The organism is Erwinia sp. SLM-02 (assembly GCF_037450285.1).
Lineage (GTDB): Bacteria > Pseudomonadota > Gammaproteobacteria > Enterobacterales > Enterobacteriaceae > Erwinia.
Map to the genome: position 1 here is coordinate 588,130 of NZ_JAQISN010000002.1, position 14,178 is coordinate 602,307.

Annotated in this window: 13 protein-coding genes; 5 read left to right on the forward strand and 8 right to left on the reverse strand. The window is 58.9% G+C overall.

The features are described from left to right. Positions 1 to 81: 81 nt before the first annotated feature. Complete coding sequence (gene fsa, locus PGH32_RS15910; RefSeq protein ID WP_337894519.1) at positions 82 to 747, reverse strand: fructose-6-phosphate aldolase; 666 nt, start codon at positions 745 to 747, stop codon at positions 82 to 84. 403 nt (positions 748 to 1,150) lie between these two features. Continuing rightward, on the reverse strand, positions 1,151 to 1,921 hold the full coding sequence (locus PGH32_RS15915) for a DeoR/GlpR family DNA-binding transcription regulator (RefSeq protein ID WP_314417540.1): 771 nt from the start codon (positions 1,919 to 1,921) through the stop codon (positions 1,151 to 1,153). Positions 1,922 to 2,117: 196 nt separating this feature from the next. Between PGH32_RS15915 and PGH32_RS15920 the strand changes: the two genes are divergently transcribed. Continuing rightward, positions 2,118 to 2,921 carry a Cof-type HAD-IIB family hydrolase gene (locus tag PGH32_RS15920; protein WP_314418084.1) on the forward strand — a complete coding sequence of 268 codons (804 nt, stop codon included), beginning with the start codon at positions 2,118 to 2,120 and terminating at the stop codon, positions 2,919 to 2,921. A 160-nt stretch (positions 2,922 to 3,081) separates the two neighbouring features. On the opposite strand, the gene hglS is transcribed toward PGH32_RS15920, so the two are convergent. Further along, entirely contained in the window at positions 3,082 to 4,413 is a 1,332-nt protein-coding gene (gene hglS / locus PGH32_RS15925) for a 2-oxoadipate dioxygenase/decarboxylase HglS (RefSeq protein ID WP_337894520.1), read from the reverse strand. Positions 4,414 to 4,569: 156 nt separating this feature from the next. On the opposite strand from hglS, the gene PGH32_RS15930 reads away from it, so the two are divergent. Beyond that, entirely contained in the window at positions 4,570 to 4,992 is a 423-nt protein-coding gene (locus PGH32_RS15930; RefSeq protein ID WP_314417534.1) for a nucleotide triphosphate diphosphatase NUDT15, read from the forward strand. Between the two features lie 109 nt (positions 4,993 to 5,101). Further along, positions 5,102 to 5,881, forward strand: coding sequence for a HalD/BesD family halogenase (locus PGH32_RS15935; protein ID WP_337894521.1), 780 nt, complete (start codon positions 5,102 to 5,104; stop codon positions 5,879 to 5,881). A 3-nt stretch (positions 5,882 to 5,884) separates the two neighbouring features. Here the strand turns inward: PGH32_RS15935 and PGH32_RS15940 are convergent, their stop codons facing one another. From PGH32_RS15940 to treF, 3 genes are all read right to left on the reverse strand, one after another. Continuing rightward, positions 5,885 to 6,985, reverse strand: coding sequence for a DUF2817 domain-containing protein (locus tag PGH32_RS15940; protein ID WP_337894522.1), 1,101 nt, complete (start codon positions 6,983 to 6,985; stop codon positions 5,885 to 5,887). Positions 6,986 to 6,988: 3 nt separating this feature from the next. Continuing rightward, positions 6,989 to 7,768, reverse strand: a complete 780-nt coding sequence (locus PGH32_RS15945; RefSeq protein WP_314417527.1) for an ABC transporter substrate-binding protein — start codon at positions 7,766 to 7,768, stop codon at positions 6,989 to 6,991. Positions 7,769 to 7,880: 112 nt separating this feature from the next. Further along, positions 7,881 to 9,512 (reverse strand): alpha,alpha-trehalase TreF, encoded by a 1,632-nt coding sequence (gene treF / locus PGH32_RS15950; protein ID WP_443112799.1) that lies wholly within the window; start codon positions 9,510 to 9,512, stop codon positions 7,881 to 7,883. A gap of 465 nt (positions 9,513 to 9,977) precedes the next feature. Here treF and PGH32_RS15955 point away from each other — a divergent pair, with 465 nt between their 5' ends. Both PGH32_RS15955 and PGH32_RS15960 read left to right on the forward strand, forming a co-directional pair. Further along, positions 9,978 to 11,396, forward strand: a complete 1,419-nt coding sequence (locus PGH32_RS15955; RefSeq protein ID WP_337894524.1) for an MFS transporter — start codon at positions 9,978 to 9,980, stop codon at positions 11,394 to 11,396. A gap of 142 nt (positions 11,397 to 11,538) precedes the next feature. Beyond that, positions 11,539 to 12,165, forward strand: a complete 627-nt coding sequence (locus PGH32_RS15960; RefSeq protein WP_337894525.1) for a LysE family translocator — start codon at positions 11,539 to 11,541, stop codon at positions 12,163 to 12,165. Between the two features lie 48 nt (positions 12,166 to 12,213). Here PGH32_RS15960 and PGH32_RS15965 read toward each other — a convergent pair whose 3' ends face one another. Both PGH32_RS15965 and PGH32_RS15970 read right to left on the reverse strand, forming a co-directional pair. Continuing rightward, positions 12,214 to 12,759, reverse strand: a complete 546-nt coding sequence (locus PGH32_RS15965; RefSeq protein ID WP_337894526.1) for a LeuD/DmdB family oxidoreductase small subunit — start codon at positions 12,757 to 12,759, stop codon at positions 12,214 to 12,216. Further along, on the reverse strand, positions 12,756 to 14,066 hold the full coding sequence (locus PGH32_RS15970; RefSeq protein ID WP_337894527.1) for a 3-isopropylmalate dehydratase large subunit: 1,311 nt from the start codon (positions 14,064 to 14,066) through the stop codon (positions 12,756 to 12,758). Before PGH32_RS15970 ends, PGH32_RS15965 begins: the two co-directional genes overlap by 4 nt. Positions 14,067 to 14,178 lie beyond the last annotated feature (112 nt).

The window sequence follows — 14,178 nt, forward strand, 5'->3', positions numbered from 1 at the left end:
ATTACATTGCGGTAAACCGCGATAAACTCAAACAGTGCGAACCCTTTTATCGGGTTCGCATTTTTATAAACGCTAAGCCCATCAGGAAATTTTCAGGTCGCCGTAGGCCGCCGTCCAGTCCTGATCGAAGCGCTGCAGCGCGCTGTCGACGGCCGGATCGAGCAGGAACAGCTCGGCCACATCCGGATCGACGGTGATCGACTCACATCCGGCCAGCATGCAGTCCAGCACCTGGCGCGGCGTACGGAAGCTGGCCGCCAGCACTTTGCTCTGCGGGCAGTGGAGCGTCAGCAGCTTTTGCAGCTCTCTGACCAGCATAATGCCGTCGCCGCCCTGGGCATCCACACGGTTGACGTAGGGCGCAATATAGCTGGCACCGGCCAGCGCGGCATAGAACCCCTGCCCCGCACCGTACACGGCGGTACCCAGCGTCGGGATATTCTGCCGGGTCAGCGCCTTAATGGCCGTCAGGCCGTTATGCGTTACCGGCACTTTCACCACCAGCGACGGGACGATTTCACGCAGATGCAGCGCTTCATCCACCATTGCAGCGGCATCATGGGCAATAACCTGAGCAAACAGCGTGCTGTCGGCAGGCAAAATCGACACCAGTTCCTGCAGCACGCTGCTTAACGGGCGCTTGCTGCGTGAAACGATACTTGGGTTTGTCGTTACGCCTTTAATCGGCAGAACTGCCGCCAGGCGTTTGACTGCCGCAACGTCAGCAGTATCTAAATAGAATTCCATGGTGACCTCCGGTGCAAAATACGATTCACAATCAAAAAGTTTCATATGCAATATATTTTCATTTCATTGAAAAATACATCTGTATCTTTGTATAAAAGACGATCGCCATCACATTCTGTGAATTAACAAAATAATCGTATAACTTATTGTAAATTATCACTTTAATCAATAAACAGAGTGAGAATTTATCTAAATCGCAAGTTGGGTTTGCAACGGTGGATAATTTCGAAACAAAAGGAAGAAAGTATGAAAGAAAAGTGCCCGAATCAGCCTGTTGATGAAAAACGCCCAGCGCCCGACTCACCGGTCAGGCGGTCAGGCGGTCAGGCGGTCAGGCGGTCAGGCGGTCAGGCGGTCAGGCGGTCAGGCGGTCAGGCGGTCAGGCGGTCAGGCGGTCAGGCGGTCAGGCGGTCAGCACCTTGACTCCCTGCCGGGTCAGGCTGTCAACAAATTCCCCGGAAAGATGCCGATCGGTGATAATCGTCTCAATATCACCGTGCTTAGCTACATTGTAGGGGTAAAGTTTGCCAAACTTGGCGGACTCGGCGATCACAAAGTTCTGCACCCGTTTTTCTATCGCCAGCCGGATGTTCTCGGCGCGCATCACATCGCGGCCGGTAAAACCGTGCTCCGGGCTGTAGCCGTCAATCCCAATAAACACTTTGTTAAAGTTGATGTTGTTAATACACAGATGCGTCAGCGGCCCCACCAGGCACTCGCTGCGTTTTTGCAGCACGCCGCCAATCAGCACGACCTCCTGATGGCAGTTCTTCAGCTCATTCGCCACATAGACGCAGGGCGTAATCACCGTGACATCCAGCCCGGACCGGCCAATCTCGCGGGCTAAATGCGCATTGCTGCTGCCGGCTTCGATAAATACCGTGTCGCCTTCGCCGAGCAGGCTCAGTGCGCGCTTCGCCATCGCCTCTTTGGTGCTGAAGTTGCTGCTCACCCGCTCGCTGAGATCGTTGAGCGATACCGCATAGCCGTGGGTTCGGGTCAGGTAATTCAGGTTCTCCAGCAGCACCAGATCCTTGCGAATCGTCACGCCGGACACCGCAAACTGCAGCGCCAGATCCTGAATGCTGACTTTCCCCTTTTCTTCCACCCGATCCAGAATCAGCCGGTGCCGCTCTTTCATCTCATCCTCACTGTGCCGCAGGATTTGCAGCATTAAAGTTTCATTAGTAAATAATTGCTTTCATATTATGAAACCTGAGGGGTGATAACAATCGCCGCGACTCGGCCTGCATCGCAAAAACGAAAGAAATGCGGCACAAAGGTGCAAAATTCGCCTCTTTTTTTTTGCACCTTTTCCGACGAAAATAGCGGATGATTTTTCTACTTCAGGGCATGGAACCGTGATTAAAATGATCGCCGTCGATATGGACGGCACCTTTCTTTCTGACCAGAAAACCTATAACAAAGCCCGTTTTTTGGCGCAGTATCAGCGGATTAAACAGCAAAACATCCGGTTTGTGGTGGCCAGCGGCAATCAGTATTACCAGCTGATCAGCTTCTTCCCGGAAATTCGTGAGGAAATCACCTTCGTCGCCGAAAACGGCGCTTACATTATCGATCGTGGACAGACGCTGTTCTGCGGCGCGCTCAGTGCGGAACACGTTCAGCGAGTGCTGTCGGTGCTGTCGGCATTCCCGGATGTTCACGTTGTCGTCTGCGGCCCGCGCAGCGCCTGGATGCTGGACTCGTCGCCGGATGCGCTGGTGGCGCTGATGTCAAAACACTACCACCGCCTTGAAATGCGCGAGAACTTTGACCCGCTGGATGAAAGCGTCTTCAAGTTCTCGCTGAATCTGCCGGATGAAAACATCCCGGAACTGATGGCGCACGTCGGCCACGCGCTGGACGGCATCGTCACCCCGGTTTCCAGCGGCTTCGGCTTTGTCGATTTGATTATTCCCGGCGTGCACAAGGCGCACGGGCTGGCGCTGCTGCAGCGCCAGTGGGGCATTGCCGATGAGGAAGTCGTGGCCGTCGGCGACAGCGGTAACGATATCGAGATGGTGGCGCATGCGGGCTTCGGCTTTGCGATGGCCAACGCACAGCCTGCGGTCAAGCAGGTTGCGCGCTACCACACCGAGAGCAATAACGACGAGGGCGCGCTCAATGTCATCGAGCGCGTGCTGACCCAAAGTGCGCCGTTCGGCAACTGATTCGCTGCTCAGCGCCTGCACAGACAGGCGCTTCCGGCCAAATCGACAGCCTTGAGCCAGGCAGCCTGAACGACGAGCGTAACCGTATTCGGGCGATAAATCTCAGTTTCCGCGGCCAGGGCTGCCCTCATCCCTGCGCCACGCGTTCTCACTCAGAACATTAGCTCAGTTCCTCACGCAGCCGATCGAGCGAGTCCTGCTGCCGCTGCTGATACAGCGTAAACTCATCCTGTACCGCGCAGCCCAGCGCCTGCTCAAATGCCGCCTGGCTGGGATTGCCGCTGCTGACGCTGCTGGTATCGCTGCCCAGGTTGGACTGGAAAATCCCCGCCGCGCTGACCGGCAGAAAATCCTCGTAGATTATCGGCTCGGCAATCACTGCCCCGCTGGCGATCAGCGCCTCCAGATCCTGCCCCGGCTGCGCCGCAGCGCCGGGATTACGCCGGTAGCGGTAAAAGGCCAGTTCCTGCTGACGCAGTTCGGCATCACTGTCGGGAAACGCGGCAAACACGGCGCTGAGGTGCTGCTGATGGGCGGTGTTATCGCTGAACTTCTGCGCTGAAGCCTCGCGCAGCAGGCGATCGTACAGCTCGCGCCCCCTGCGGGTCAGCGCCACGCCGCGCTGCTCGATCTCGCCAAAGCGGGCGGTGTGGGTGCCCTGCTCGCGGTCGGAAAAACGGATCTCTTCATTCAGCGCCTTAAAGCTGGTCTGCCGCAGCAGGATCGGGCAGCGGCGGCGCGGCGGGCCTTCGATCACTTCTTTCGGGCTGATGCCGTACTCCGGCATCAGCTGCTGCACGCGGTCAATATCCAGCGTGCGCGGGGTCAGGTGGTTAATATGCGGCCCGCGGAAGCAGGCAACATCGGCAATCAGTCGGTGCTGGGCCAGCAGCGCATTGTAGGTTGGCAGATCCACCGCCGCCTGCTGATGCCAGCGGAAGGTTTCCAGCGCTTCGCGGACAAACTCGTCGGCCTCGCTCTCGCTGAAGCCCCCCTGCTGCTGCCACAAAACGAGAAGCTCACGCAGGCGCGGCGTGTAGATATCGCGGCCGGCCAGCACATCGGCCACCCGCTGTCGCAGAGCCGGATCCTCAATCAGCTCCAGCCGCAGCAGCGAGGTAAACACGCGGAAGGGATTGATCAGCAACGAGGTTTCACTCACCGGGCGGAAGGCGGTGGAATGCACCGGCACGCCCGCCTCGGAGAGATCGTAATAGCCCACCGCCGACATGCCCATGACCGCAAACAGCTGGCGCATAGTGGCCAGCTCGGCCGCGGTTCCCAGCCGAATCGCGCCGTGGCGCTCCACGCTCAGGCGGTTCAGCTCCTCCGGGGATAACGCACTGCAAACGCGTGTGGATTCCTGCTGATTCACGTCGCGAACCAGCTGGAGCAGCGTGCCGTACTGCGGCACCTCCGCCTGGTACATTGCCGACATGGCTTTGGAAAAACGGTCGCGTATCCGGTCGGCACTGATAAATCTGTCACTCATTGCAGCTCTCCTGAAAAAGCTCAAATTATCCCACTGGCAGCATAGTCACCCCGCCGCGAGTTGAGTACCGTTTGCATCACAGATTATCAATATTGTGAATCAGCCCCGGAAGGCGGCTATTATCATCGCGATCGTTTCATTTCAGGGAGAACACCCATGTCACAACCCCGCATCGGCGTAGGCGTACTGATTTTTCGCGACGGCAAAATCCTGCTCGGCAGGCGTCTGGGCAGCCACGGCGAGGGCGACTGGTCGGCCCCCGGCGGCCACCTGGAGTTTGGTGAAACCCCGCAGCAGTGCGCCGCCCGCGAGGTGCTCGAAGAAACCGGGCTGATCCTCGGTGCCACCACGCAAGGCCCGTTTACCAACGATTTTTTTCACGCCGAGCAAAAGCACTACGTCACGCTGTTCGTGCTGGCCCACGCGGCCAGCGGCACGCCGCAGCGATGCGAGCCGGAAAAATGCGCGGGATGGCAGTGGTGCGATCCCGCCGATCTGCCGCAGCCGCTGTTTGCGCCGCTGCGTTCATTGCTGGCGCAGGAAGGCAGTCTGATTATGCTGGCAAAAGCCCCGATTTAGCGCGGTGCGGCAGGGATCGCAAAAGCGTAAAATACCTGCGAAAACAGTTAGTCAGCGGCAGAGTGACGCCGTACAGTGAAGTTCTCACTTTGCCGCCGACGAGAACCCGATGAACGCACTGACCTCGCTCCTCAATCTGCCTGCTCACCCGATTAATGATGCTGCTTACACCGAACGCTGTCGTCTTCAGCTGGCGGACTCCGGCGCGCTGGTGCTGCGCGGTTTTCTGACCCCGGCCGCGCTGGACATCATCAAAAAAGAGGGCGAGGCGAATCAGCATCTGGCCTTCTACGCCAAAAGCCAGCACAACGTTTATCTGCAAAAAACCGATGAATCCCTGGCCGCCGACCATCCGCGCAACCGCCAGGTGGTGTCCTCCAAGGGCTGCATCACCGACGAAGAGATCCCGGCGGACTCGCCGCTGCGTACCCTGTACGATTCCGGGGTATTCAAAGCCTTCCTGTGCCGCGTGCTGGACGAACCAGAGCTGTATCCCTACGCCGACAGCCTGTCATCGATCAACCTGCACTATGCCCATCAGGGCCAGGAGCTGGGCTGGCATTTTGACAACTCGTCGTTTGCCATCACCCTGCTGATCCAGAAACCGGAAGCGGGCGGCGTATTCGAATACGTCAGCCATCTGCGCGATGCGGAAGCCGGAGAGATGAATTATGACGGCGTGGGTAAGGTGCTGAACGGCGAGCAGGAGGTACAAAAACTGGAGATTGAACCGGGCGATCTGGTGCTGTTTCGCGGGCGCAACGCGCTGCATCGGGTGACCCCAACCGAGGGTGACATCACCCGTATGCTGGTGGTGCTGGCCTGGAATGCCCGGCCGGGTATTGCGCTGTCGGAAAGCGCCCGCATGACCTTCTACGGACGCCTGTAACCCTTAACCGGCGGCGAGCAGCGCCGCCCAGCCGCGCTGGAAAATCTGCCGGGTGCGGAACGCCACCAGCGCCTGCCAGTCAGCATCCTGCGGATTGAAGCCTTCAAAGATCTGCCATTTGAGCTGCCGTCCCTGCTCGCTTGCCGGCTCGCCGTAAAGATGCAGCCAGTGGTCGTCGCGCACCCGGCGATGCATCTCATCCCCGGCATAGGTACCGCACTCCACCACCAGCTGGATCAGCTCGGTTTTCGGCAGATTATCAAGCAGGAACTGCGACAGATAGCCGGTGGCCGTGGCGGTCACGCCGGTTTCACTGTCGCGGCCTGCACCGGTGATCAGCACCGTCAGCCACTCGCCGAAAATCCGTCGCGCTTCATCCAGCGCCGGATAAGGCCGTTCCGCGATCGCCAGCAGCATCGGATGCCCCCAGGCGCCTGCGCCGGTATGCAGATCGAAGCTGATAATGCGCTGCGCGTGCTGCAGATGACTGGCGATAATCTGTTTCAGCGTCAGATGCGACCAGCTGGCCCGGCTGCCGCCGAAGAAGATGCCGTCGGCATACTGATACTGCCCGGCCTCAACAATCTGCTTCACCCCGCTCCAGCCGCGTGCGGCACACTGTTCTGCCAGCATAGCGTCGGCGGCGGCACGTTGAGGGCCGTTCACGTCGCGGCAGGTGTAGATCGCATGCAGTTCGCGGTACGCGGCATTCTCCGGCGCACCGGCGGCGAAGTCGATAAAATTGCGGTTGAGGTCGGCGTTATCTTCATTCACCCGCCGCAGGTGCGCGGTGCCCCACGGATTCAGCAGGTGAACCATTACCACCGCCACGTCATCGGGCAGCGTCTGGCCCTCCAGCGCGTCCAGCCAGGCGATCTGACTGTCGGAACCGTAGTAGCCCTCCACGCCGTGAGTGCCGGAAATAATCAGCATCACCCGCGGCGCATCAGGGCGGCCCAGCACCGCGACATCGGTGGAAAGCGCTTCGCCGTCGGGGCCGGTTAATGGATGGTCGTAGCGGGTAACGGTGCCGCCGTTGCGCGCCACCGCCGCCAGAAAGCGCGCCCGCTGCGCGGTAAAATCAGGAAGAACGGTTGTGGTCATCACTTATTCCGGGCGCTTGTAGACGTCAAAGCTGAAATACTTCTTCGCCAGCTTATCGTAGGTGCCGTTTTTATGCAGTTCGGCCAGCGCCTGGTTAATCTTTTCGACCCGCGCCGTATCGTCCTTGCGCAGGCCGATGCCGATGCCCTCACCGAAGTATTTCTGGTCGTACATCGGCTCACCGGCAATATGATAGCCCGCGCCCTGCGGCGTTTTCAGGAAGCCGGTTTCGGCGGCGGCGGCGTTGATAAAGGTGGCATCAAGACGCCCCGAGGCCAGATCCGGGTAGATTTCCGCTTCGTTCTGATAGCTCACCACCTGCACGCCCTGCGTTTCCCAGACGCTTTTCGCAAAGGCTTCCTGAGTCGTGCCCTGCGCCACGCCGACGGTTTTGCCCTTGAGCGCAGCGACATCCGGCTGCAGCCTGCTGGCTTTTGAGGTCAGCAGCGCGCTCGGCACGTTGTAGATCATATCGGTGAACAGCACCTGCTGGCGGCGCTTCTCGGTCATCGCCATTGCGGACAGGATCGCATCGAATTTACGCGCCTGCAGAGCCGGAATAATCCCATCGTAGGCGGTCTGCACCCAGACGCATTTCACCTGCATCTGCTGGCACACGGCATTGCCCAGATCGATATCGAACCCCTGCAGCGATCCGTCCGCCGCTTTGCTTTCAAACGGGGTGAAGGTCGGGTCGACGCCAAAGCGCAGTTCTTCAGCAGCCTGCGAGGCGGTACTGAAGGCGGCCAGCAGGGCCAGCGCAGTAAGGGTGAGTTTTTTCATGGTAGATCTCCGGATTAATCAGGCGTTTACTCTCAAGTAATACCATGATTAACCGCGGAGAAATAAGGTTTTTAGCTTATATAACAGGGAGAATAATTAGCAGGGATGATACTTATCCCTCCGGGTACATCTCCATCAGGCGGCGGGTCACCCCGTTAGTCCAGCCAAACCCGTCCTGCAGCGGGTATTCCCCCCCGGTACCCAGCAGCGCGGCATCGCCGCTGACGTTGTACTTCTCCACCATTTTATGGTGCTGCTGATAGGTTGATGACACGGTTCTCAGCCAGCGGCTGGCGATTTCATGCGCCAGATTCTCGTCGCCATAAATGCTGAAGCCCTTCACCGCCATCCACTGCAGCGGCGCCCAGCCGTTGGGGCTGTCCCACTGCTCGCCGGTCTGTTCCATGCTGGAGAGCAAGCCGCCCGGCGCCAGCAGATAATCGCGCACCGCTTTCGCCGTCCGGTTCGCCTGGTCGAGGCTCGCCATACCGACGTAAACCGGGGTGACGGCGGCGGCCGAGAAGGTCGCCTGCTCGCCGTCGCGCCAGTTGTAGTCACGGTACAGGCCGGTGTCGTTATCCCACAGATAGTGATTCACCGCTTCCTGGCGACGGTGCGCCAGCTGCTGATAGCGTTCGGCGGTCGCCTCGTCGCCCTTGGCCGCCGACAGACGGGCAATCGCCATCTCCAGCTTGTAGAGGAACGCGTTCAGATCGATGGGGATAATGCTGGTGGTCTGAATGCTGGCCAGACGCCCCGGTTCGCTCAGCCAGCGCGAGGTATAGTCCCACCCCGACGCCGCTCCGGCGCGCAGATCGCGATAGACTTCGCTGGACGGGCGCGATGAGTCGCGCGCGGTTTCCACGTCCTCAATATAAGACTCGTCACGCGGCGTATCGCGATCGTCCCAGTAGCGGTTCAGCACCGCACCGTCCGGCAGCATCACCACGTGGCGATAAGCCTGGTTCGGCTCCAGGTTTTCCCGCCCGTCCATCCAGAAAGCGTATTCGCTTTTGAGATGGCGAAGATAGCGCTGCGCCTCGTTGACGCCGTTCTTTTCAAACAGCTCCACCATCATCGCAAAGACCGGCGGCTGCGAACGGCTGAGGTAGTAGGTGCGGTTACCGTTGGGAATATGGCCGTAGCGGTCGATCATCCAGGCAAAGTTGTCCGCCATATTACGCAGCAGATCGCAGCGCCCGGCGGCGGCAAAGCCCAGCATGCTGAAGTAGGAATCCCAGTAGTAGGTTTCGCCAAAGCGACCGCCGGGAACCACGTAGGGTTTTGGCAGCGGCAGCAGCGAGGAATATTCACAGTGCTGTTTCGGGTGACGGGTTAATACCGGCCACAGTGCATCAATATGTTCCGCCATGGTTTTTTCCGGGTCAGAAACATAATGACTTTCATTGACCTGCGGCAGGTCGAAATTTTCCAGCACGAAGTGAAGCAAATTAAAATCATCGCGTTCACGTGCCAGATAATAACGAAACATAATACGTTCCGGATCGAATTTTGGCGCACAGTCGGCAAAGGTTTTACTGTCGCTAAAAATACGCGATGTTTGCACCGCAACGAACAGTTCCTGATAGCGGTCTGATGGCGTCAGGATATCGGAAACCGGCAGCCCACGGATATGCTCCGGCTGTGGCTCCATGACCGCTTCGGGGCCGGCTTCATAGTCGAGATACCAGTTCTCAAATTCGCCGGGGATGTTGTTTATCGTTTCAGTGTGATTGAAAGTGATAAAAGCCTCCTGCTGTCGGATATTACCGACAGAATTCACATGATGAATTTATCGTACTGCCTGTTAGTATAGTACGGGCGTCTCTACGCGCAACCCAATGTTTCTATTAATCTTAATGAGATATTATTTCAAAAAATAAATGAAACGTTAAATACGGTTTTTTTATAAAAAAAAGAAAATATCAGGGCGAATGAATAAACATAAACTGACAAATTTACCTTTCAGCCCTGTTTATTAAAAATAGCCGCCGATTAACAGCAGGTTAGTGTGACCCGGCTCACTGTTTTGCGGTCGCTGAATTTCTCAGCTTTTTTAGCGGCAATCTTCAGTGCGAACAGCAGATTAGTACGTTTTTCCCCTCGCTGGCCCGCCCCGCTGGGCGCCGAAGGCAGCAGCTGTTATGTTACGTGTTTGTAAATTTTAAGCGGCCGGCTTTTTTTTGCTCACCGGCCTCACGGAGCCATTATGCAATCTGGCACGCCCGCCTCCTCTTCCACTGCGCCGATGCCGAAAACCTGGTGGATAGCCCTGCTGGTGGCCGTCACCTTCTTTATGGAAAACCTGGATGCCACGGTGATCGCCACCGCCCTGCCGCAGATGGCGCGCGATTTCTCGGTCAGCGCGGTGGATATGAACGTCGGCATCACCGCCTTTCTGCTGGCGGTCGCGGTGTTTATCCCGCTGAGCGGCTGGCTGGCCGACCGGTTTGGCGAACGGCGCATTTTTGCCAGCGCCATCGTGCTGTTCACCCTCGCTTCACTGCTGTGCGGCCTGAGCACCTCGCTGCCGATGTTTACCTTCAGCCGCGTGCTTCAGGGGATTGGCGGCGCGCTGATGGTGCCGGTGGGCAGGCTGCTGGTGCTGCGGGTGACGGAAAAACAGGATCTGGTGCGCATGATTGCGCTGATCACCTGGCCCGGCCTGATTGCCCCGGTGCTCGGGCCGCCGCTCGGCGGACTGATCGTTACCGTCGGCCACTGGCCGTGGATTTTCTGGCTGAATATCCCGCTGGGCATCGCGGCGCTGATCTGCACCTTCTGGCTGATCCCGAAAGGCGAACGCGGCCAGCCGCGCCCCTTCGATCTGACGGGGTTCCTGCTGACCGCCATCGCCTGCGCGGCGCTGATTACCGGGCTGGAGTGGCTGGGCCAGAGCCGCCTGGTCGCGGGCGCGGCACTGCTGCTGCTGGGCAGCCTGAGCGCCCGACTGGCCTGGCGACACGCGCGCCGGGCAGCGGCACCGATGCTGCCGATCGATTCACTTGGCATCAGCTCGTTTCGCAGCACCCTGCAGGGCGGCTCGCTGTTTCGTGCCGCCATTAACGCCATCCCGTTTCTGCTGCCGCTGATGTTTCAGGTCAGTTTTGGCCTGTCGGCAATGGAAGCGGGGGTGCTGGTGCTGTGGGTGTTCGCCGGGAATCTGGCGATGAAGCCGTTCACCACGGCAGTGATGCGCCGCTGGGGTTTCCGCCAGGTACTGCTGGTCAACGGCCTTATCAGCACGGCGGCGATTGCAGTCTGTGCCTTTATCACCCCGGCGCTGCCCTACCCGCTGCTGGCGCTGGTGCTGTTTATCGGCGGGCTGTCGCGTTCGATGCAGTTCACCTGTTATAACTCGCTGGGCTTTGCCGACGTGCCGCGCCCGCAGATGAGCGCCGCCTCCACGCTGTTCAGCATGTTCTTCCAGTTCAGCATGAGTGCCGGGATCGCCTTTGCCGCGCTGGCGCTGCGCGCCTCGATGTCTCTGCAGGCACATCCTCAGCCGCTGCCGGTGGATTTTTTCTGGGCGTTTATGGCCGTCAGCCTGCTGTCGCTGCTGGCGTTACTGGATAATCTGCGGCTGAAGGCCGGCACCGGGGAGCACGTACTGCAGCGACAGCCTTAAAACCGATGGAAAATCTTTGCCATGTGATTTACTTATCACTGCCGGGAAAATAAACTATTGCTCCTTCGTATTTTAACGAAATCCATTTAACGCTTACCGTAAAAACCCTCAGGCAGAGGGTTTTAAAAGAAAGGATCCTTGTATGACGCTCCACCTCTGGCTGGCCTATACCGGCGTGATTGCCGCGCTGATTGCCATTCCCGGCCCGTCGGCCTTAATCAGCATGACGCACGGCCTGCGCTTCGGGCGCAAACACGCGCTGGCAACGGTGGTCGGCGGCGTGCTGGCGGCCATGGTTCTGATGACCGCCTCCGCGCTGGGTCTGGGTGCTATTCTTGCCGCCTCCACCACCGCCTTCACTATTCTGAAAGTGGTCGGTGCCGCCTATCTGGTCTGGCTGGGTATTTCCGCGTGGCGCGATAACAGCCACGAAACGCCGGTGGCCACCCCGGAAATGGAAGACGCGCCGGGTGCGCTGCGCCTGTTCCGTAAGGGCTTTATGGTCGGCATCAGCAACCCAAAAGATCTGCTGTTCTTCGCCGCGCTGTTCCCGAACTTTATTGACGCCAGCCAGCCGCACGCGCTGCAGTTTGCCACCCTGGCAATCACCTGGGCCGCGCTGGATTTCAGCATTATGTTCAGCTACGCCTGCGCCGGCCGTCGCCTGTCCGGGCTGTTCTCTAATCCGAAGCGGCTGCGGATGCTTAACCGTTCAACCGGCAGCCTGTTTGTCTTCGCCGGTGGCGCACTGGCCATCTCCGCGAAGTAACCTTTCAGGGCCGCCTCACAGCGGCCCTGCTGTTTTACAGCGGGGAATTTATGCGCTTTTGATTCTGCCGCTGGCGCGGGCATAGGCAAACAGCCCGCCGGCCGCAACGATGTTCGCCAGCTCGCCCGCCGGGTCGATAGCCACCGTTTCACCGCTGTCCAGCAGCGTGACGGTCTGCGCATCGTTGTCGATTTCCACCCGATCGCCGGTGCGCAGGCGATCGCACAGCCGCACGGTCGAGGCCAGCGGCAGCACCTCACCGGTTGCCACACAGTTGCGGAAGAAAATGCGGGCATAGGACTGTGCCAGCACCGCCTGCACGCCCGCCGCGCCCAGCGCAATCACCGCATGCTCGCGCGAGGATCCACAGCCGAAGTTTTTTCCGGCAACGATAATCGGATACGCCGCCCGCTGGCCGGATGCCTCCAGAAACGGCAGCGCGCCCTCCGGCAGGCCGCACATCGCCAGCCCCGCCAGCTGCGCGTAACCCTCCGGCGTCGACGGATTCACCTTGAGGTATTCGGCGGTCAGGATCTGGTCGGTATCAATGTTATCGCCCAGCACGTAGACCGTTCCGCTGATACTGTTTTTCATGATGAGGCTCCTAAAAACTCTACAGGGTTGGTAATCGTGCCGCGCACCGCGGCGGCGGCCACCGCATACGGCGACGCCAGGTAGATGTTGGCACGCTTGTGCCCCATACGGCCCACGAAGTTACGGTTGGTGGTGGAGATCACCGACATGGGCTGATTAATCCGGCCAAAGGTGTCGGCAGGCCCGCCGCAGCAGGCGGCACAGCCGGGTTCAGAGGAAAGATTCACGCCGGCAGCGGTGAGGATTTCATACACCGATTGATCCGCAATCCGGGTGACGATCAGCTGATGAAACACCTCTTTCGTTGCCGGTACGGCAAAGGTGGGGATCGCGACTTTGCGCCCCTGCAATATCCGCGCGGCGGCGACAAAGTCAGCCAGCTTGCCGCCGGTGCAGGAGCCGATATACGCCTGCGAGATTTCCACCTGCCGCAGGCTCTCAATCGACACCACATTATCGGGCGAGTGCGGCTTCGCCACCAGCGGCTGCATACCACTGACGTCGATTTCCACCACCCGGCTGTAAACGGCATCCGCATCCGCTTCCACCACATCAAAAGGCACCGTGGTACGCGCCGCCAGGTAGTCAAGGGTGGCCTGGTTCGGCACCATAATGCCGTTCTTCGCCCCGCACTCCACCACCATATTGCACATCGTCATACGCTCTTCTACCGACATGGCGTCAATAACCGGCCCGGCAAATTCAATCGCCTCGTAGGTGGCCCCCTCCACCGTCAGCTCCCGCAGCAGCGCGAGGATCAGGTCTTTCGCCTGTACCTGCTTTGGCTGTTCGCCGCGATAGTTCACCCTGATAGTGGTCGGCACCTTCAGCGGAATTTCGCCGGTGCCCAGCGCGTAGGCCGCATCGGTGATCCCCAGCCCGATGGCAAAGCAGCCAAACGCGCCGGCGGTAACCGTATGGGAATCGGTGCCCAGCAGCACTTCGCCGGGCCGGGTATGCCCGCCTTCGGCCAGGCCAATATGGCAGACGCCCTTATAGGCGGGGGTGCCAACGTCATAGAAATACTTCACGCCCTGCTCGCGGGCAAACTCACGCATAACCCGAATATTCTGATTCGCCTGCGGATCGGCGGAATAAACAAAATGGTCAGGAATAAGAATCAAACGCTGCGGATCCCATATTTTTGCCTGCTCACCAAACTCTTTTTTAAATACGCTGGCAACGCCCGGCATACAGGGATCGTGTGACATTAATATATCCACCTTCGCCCAGACTATTTCACCAGGCGTGACGCTTTCGCGCCCGCTGGCACGGGCGAGTATTTTCTGACTGATTGTCTGACCCATTTTAATTTTCTCTCTGCGCTATTATTTTTCCGATGGCTCACAATTACTTGTAATTACCCTATCTCTTTTCGGTGCGCCAGAAACGTGAAATATGCTAGTATCCTTTATTGTT

Excerpts from the sequence above, each read along its gene's own strand:
- fsa (WP_337894519.1), bottom strand. The coding sequence starts at position 747 with ATGGAATTCTATTTAGATACTGCTGACGTTGCGGCAGTCAAACGCCTG.
- PGH32_RS15915 (WP_314417540.1), bottom strand. The coding sequence starts at position 1,921 with ATGCTGCAAATCCTGCGGCACAGTGAGGATGAGATGAAAGAGCGGCAC.
- PGH32_RS15920 (WP_314418084.1), top strand. The coding sequence starts at position 2,118 with ATGATCGCCGTCGATATGGACGGCACCTTTCTTTCTGACCAGAAAACC.
- hglS (WP_337894520.1), bottom strand. The coding sequence starts at position 4,413 with ATGAGTGACAGATTTATCAGTGCCGACCGGATACGCGACCGTTTTTCC.
- PGH32_RS15930 (WP_314417534.1), top strand. The coding sequence starts at position 4,570 with ATGTCACAACCCCGCATCGGCGTAGGCGTACTGATTTTTCGCGACGGC.
- PGH32_RS15935 (WP_337894521.1), top strand. The coding sequence starts at position 5,102 with ATGAACGCACTGACCTCGCTCCTCAATCTGCCTGCTCACCCGATTAAT.
- PGH32_RS15940 (WP_337894522.1), bottom strand. The coding sequence starts at position 6,985 with ATGACCACAACCGTTCTTCCTGATTTTACCGCGCAGCGGGCGCGCTTT.
- PGH32_RS15945 (WP_314417527.1), bottom strand. The coding sequence starts at position 7,768 with ATGAAAAAACTCACCCTTACTGCGCTGGCCCTGCTGGCCGCCTTCAGT.
- PGH32_RS15955 (WP_337894524.1), top strand. The coding sequence starts at position 9,978 with ATGCAATCTGGCACGCCCGCCTCCTCTTCCACTGCGCCGATGCCGAAA.
- PGH32_RS15960 (WP_337894525.1), top strand. The coding sequence starts at position 11,539 with ATGACGCTCCACCTCTGGCTGGCCTATACCGGCGTGATTGCCGCGCTG.
- PGH32_RS15965 (WP_337894526.1), bottom strand. The coding sequence starts at position 12,759 with ATGAAAAACAGTATCAGCGGAACGGTCTACGTGCTGGGCGATAACATT.
- PGH32_RS15970 (WP_337894527.1), bottom strand. The coding sequence starts at position 14,066 with ATGGGTCAGACAATCAGTCAGAAAATACTCGCCCGTGCCAGCGGGCGC.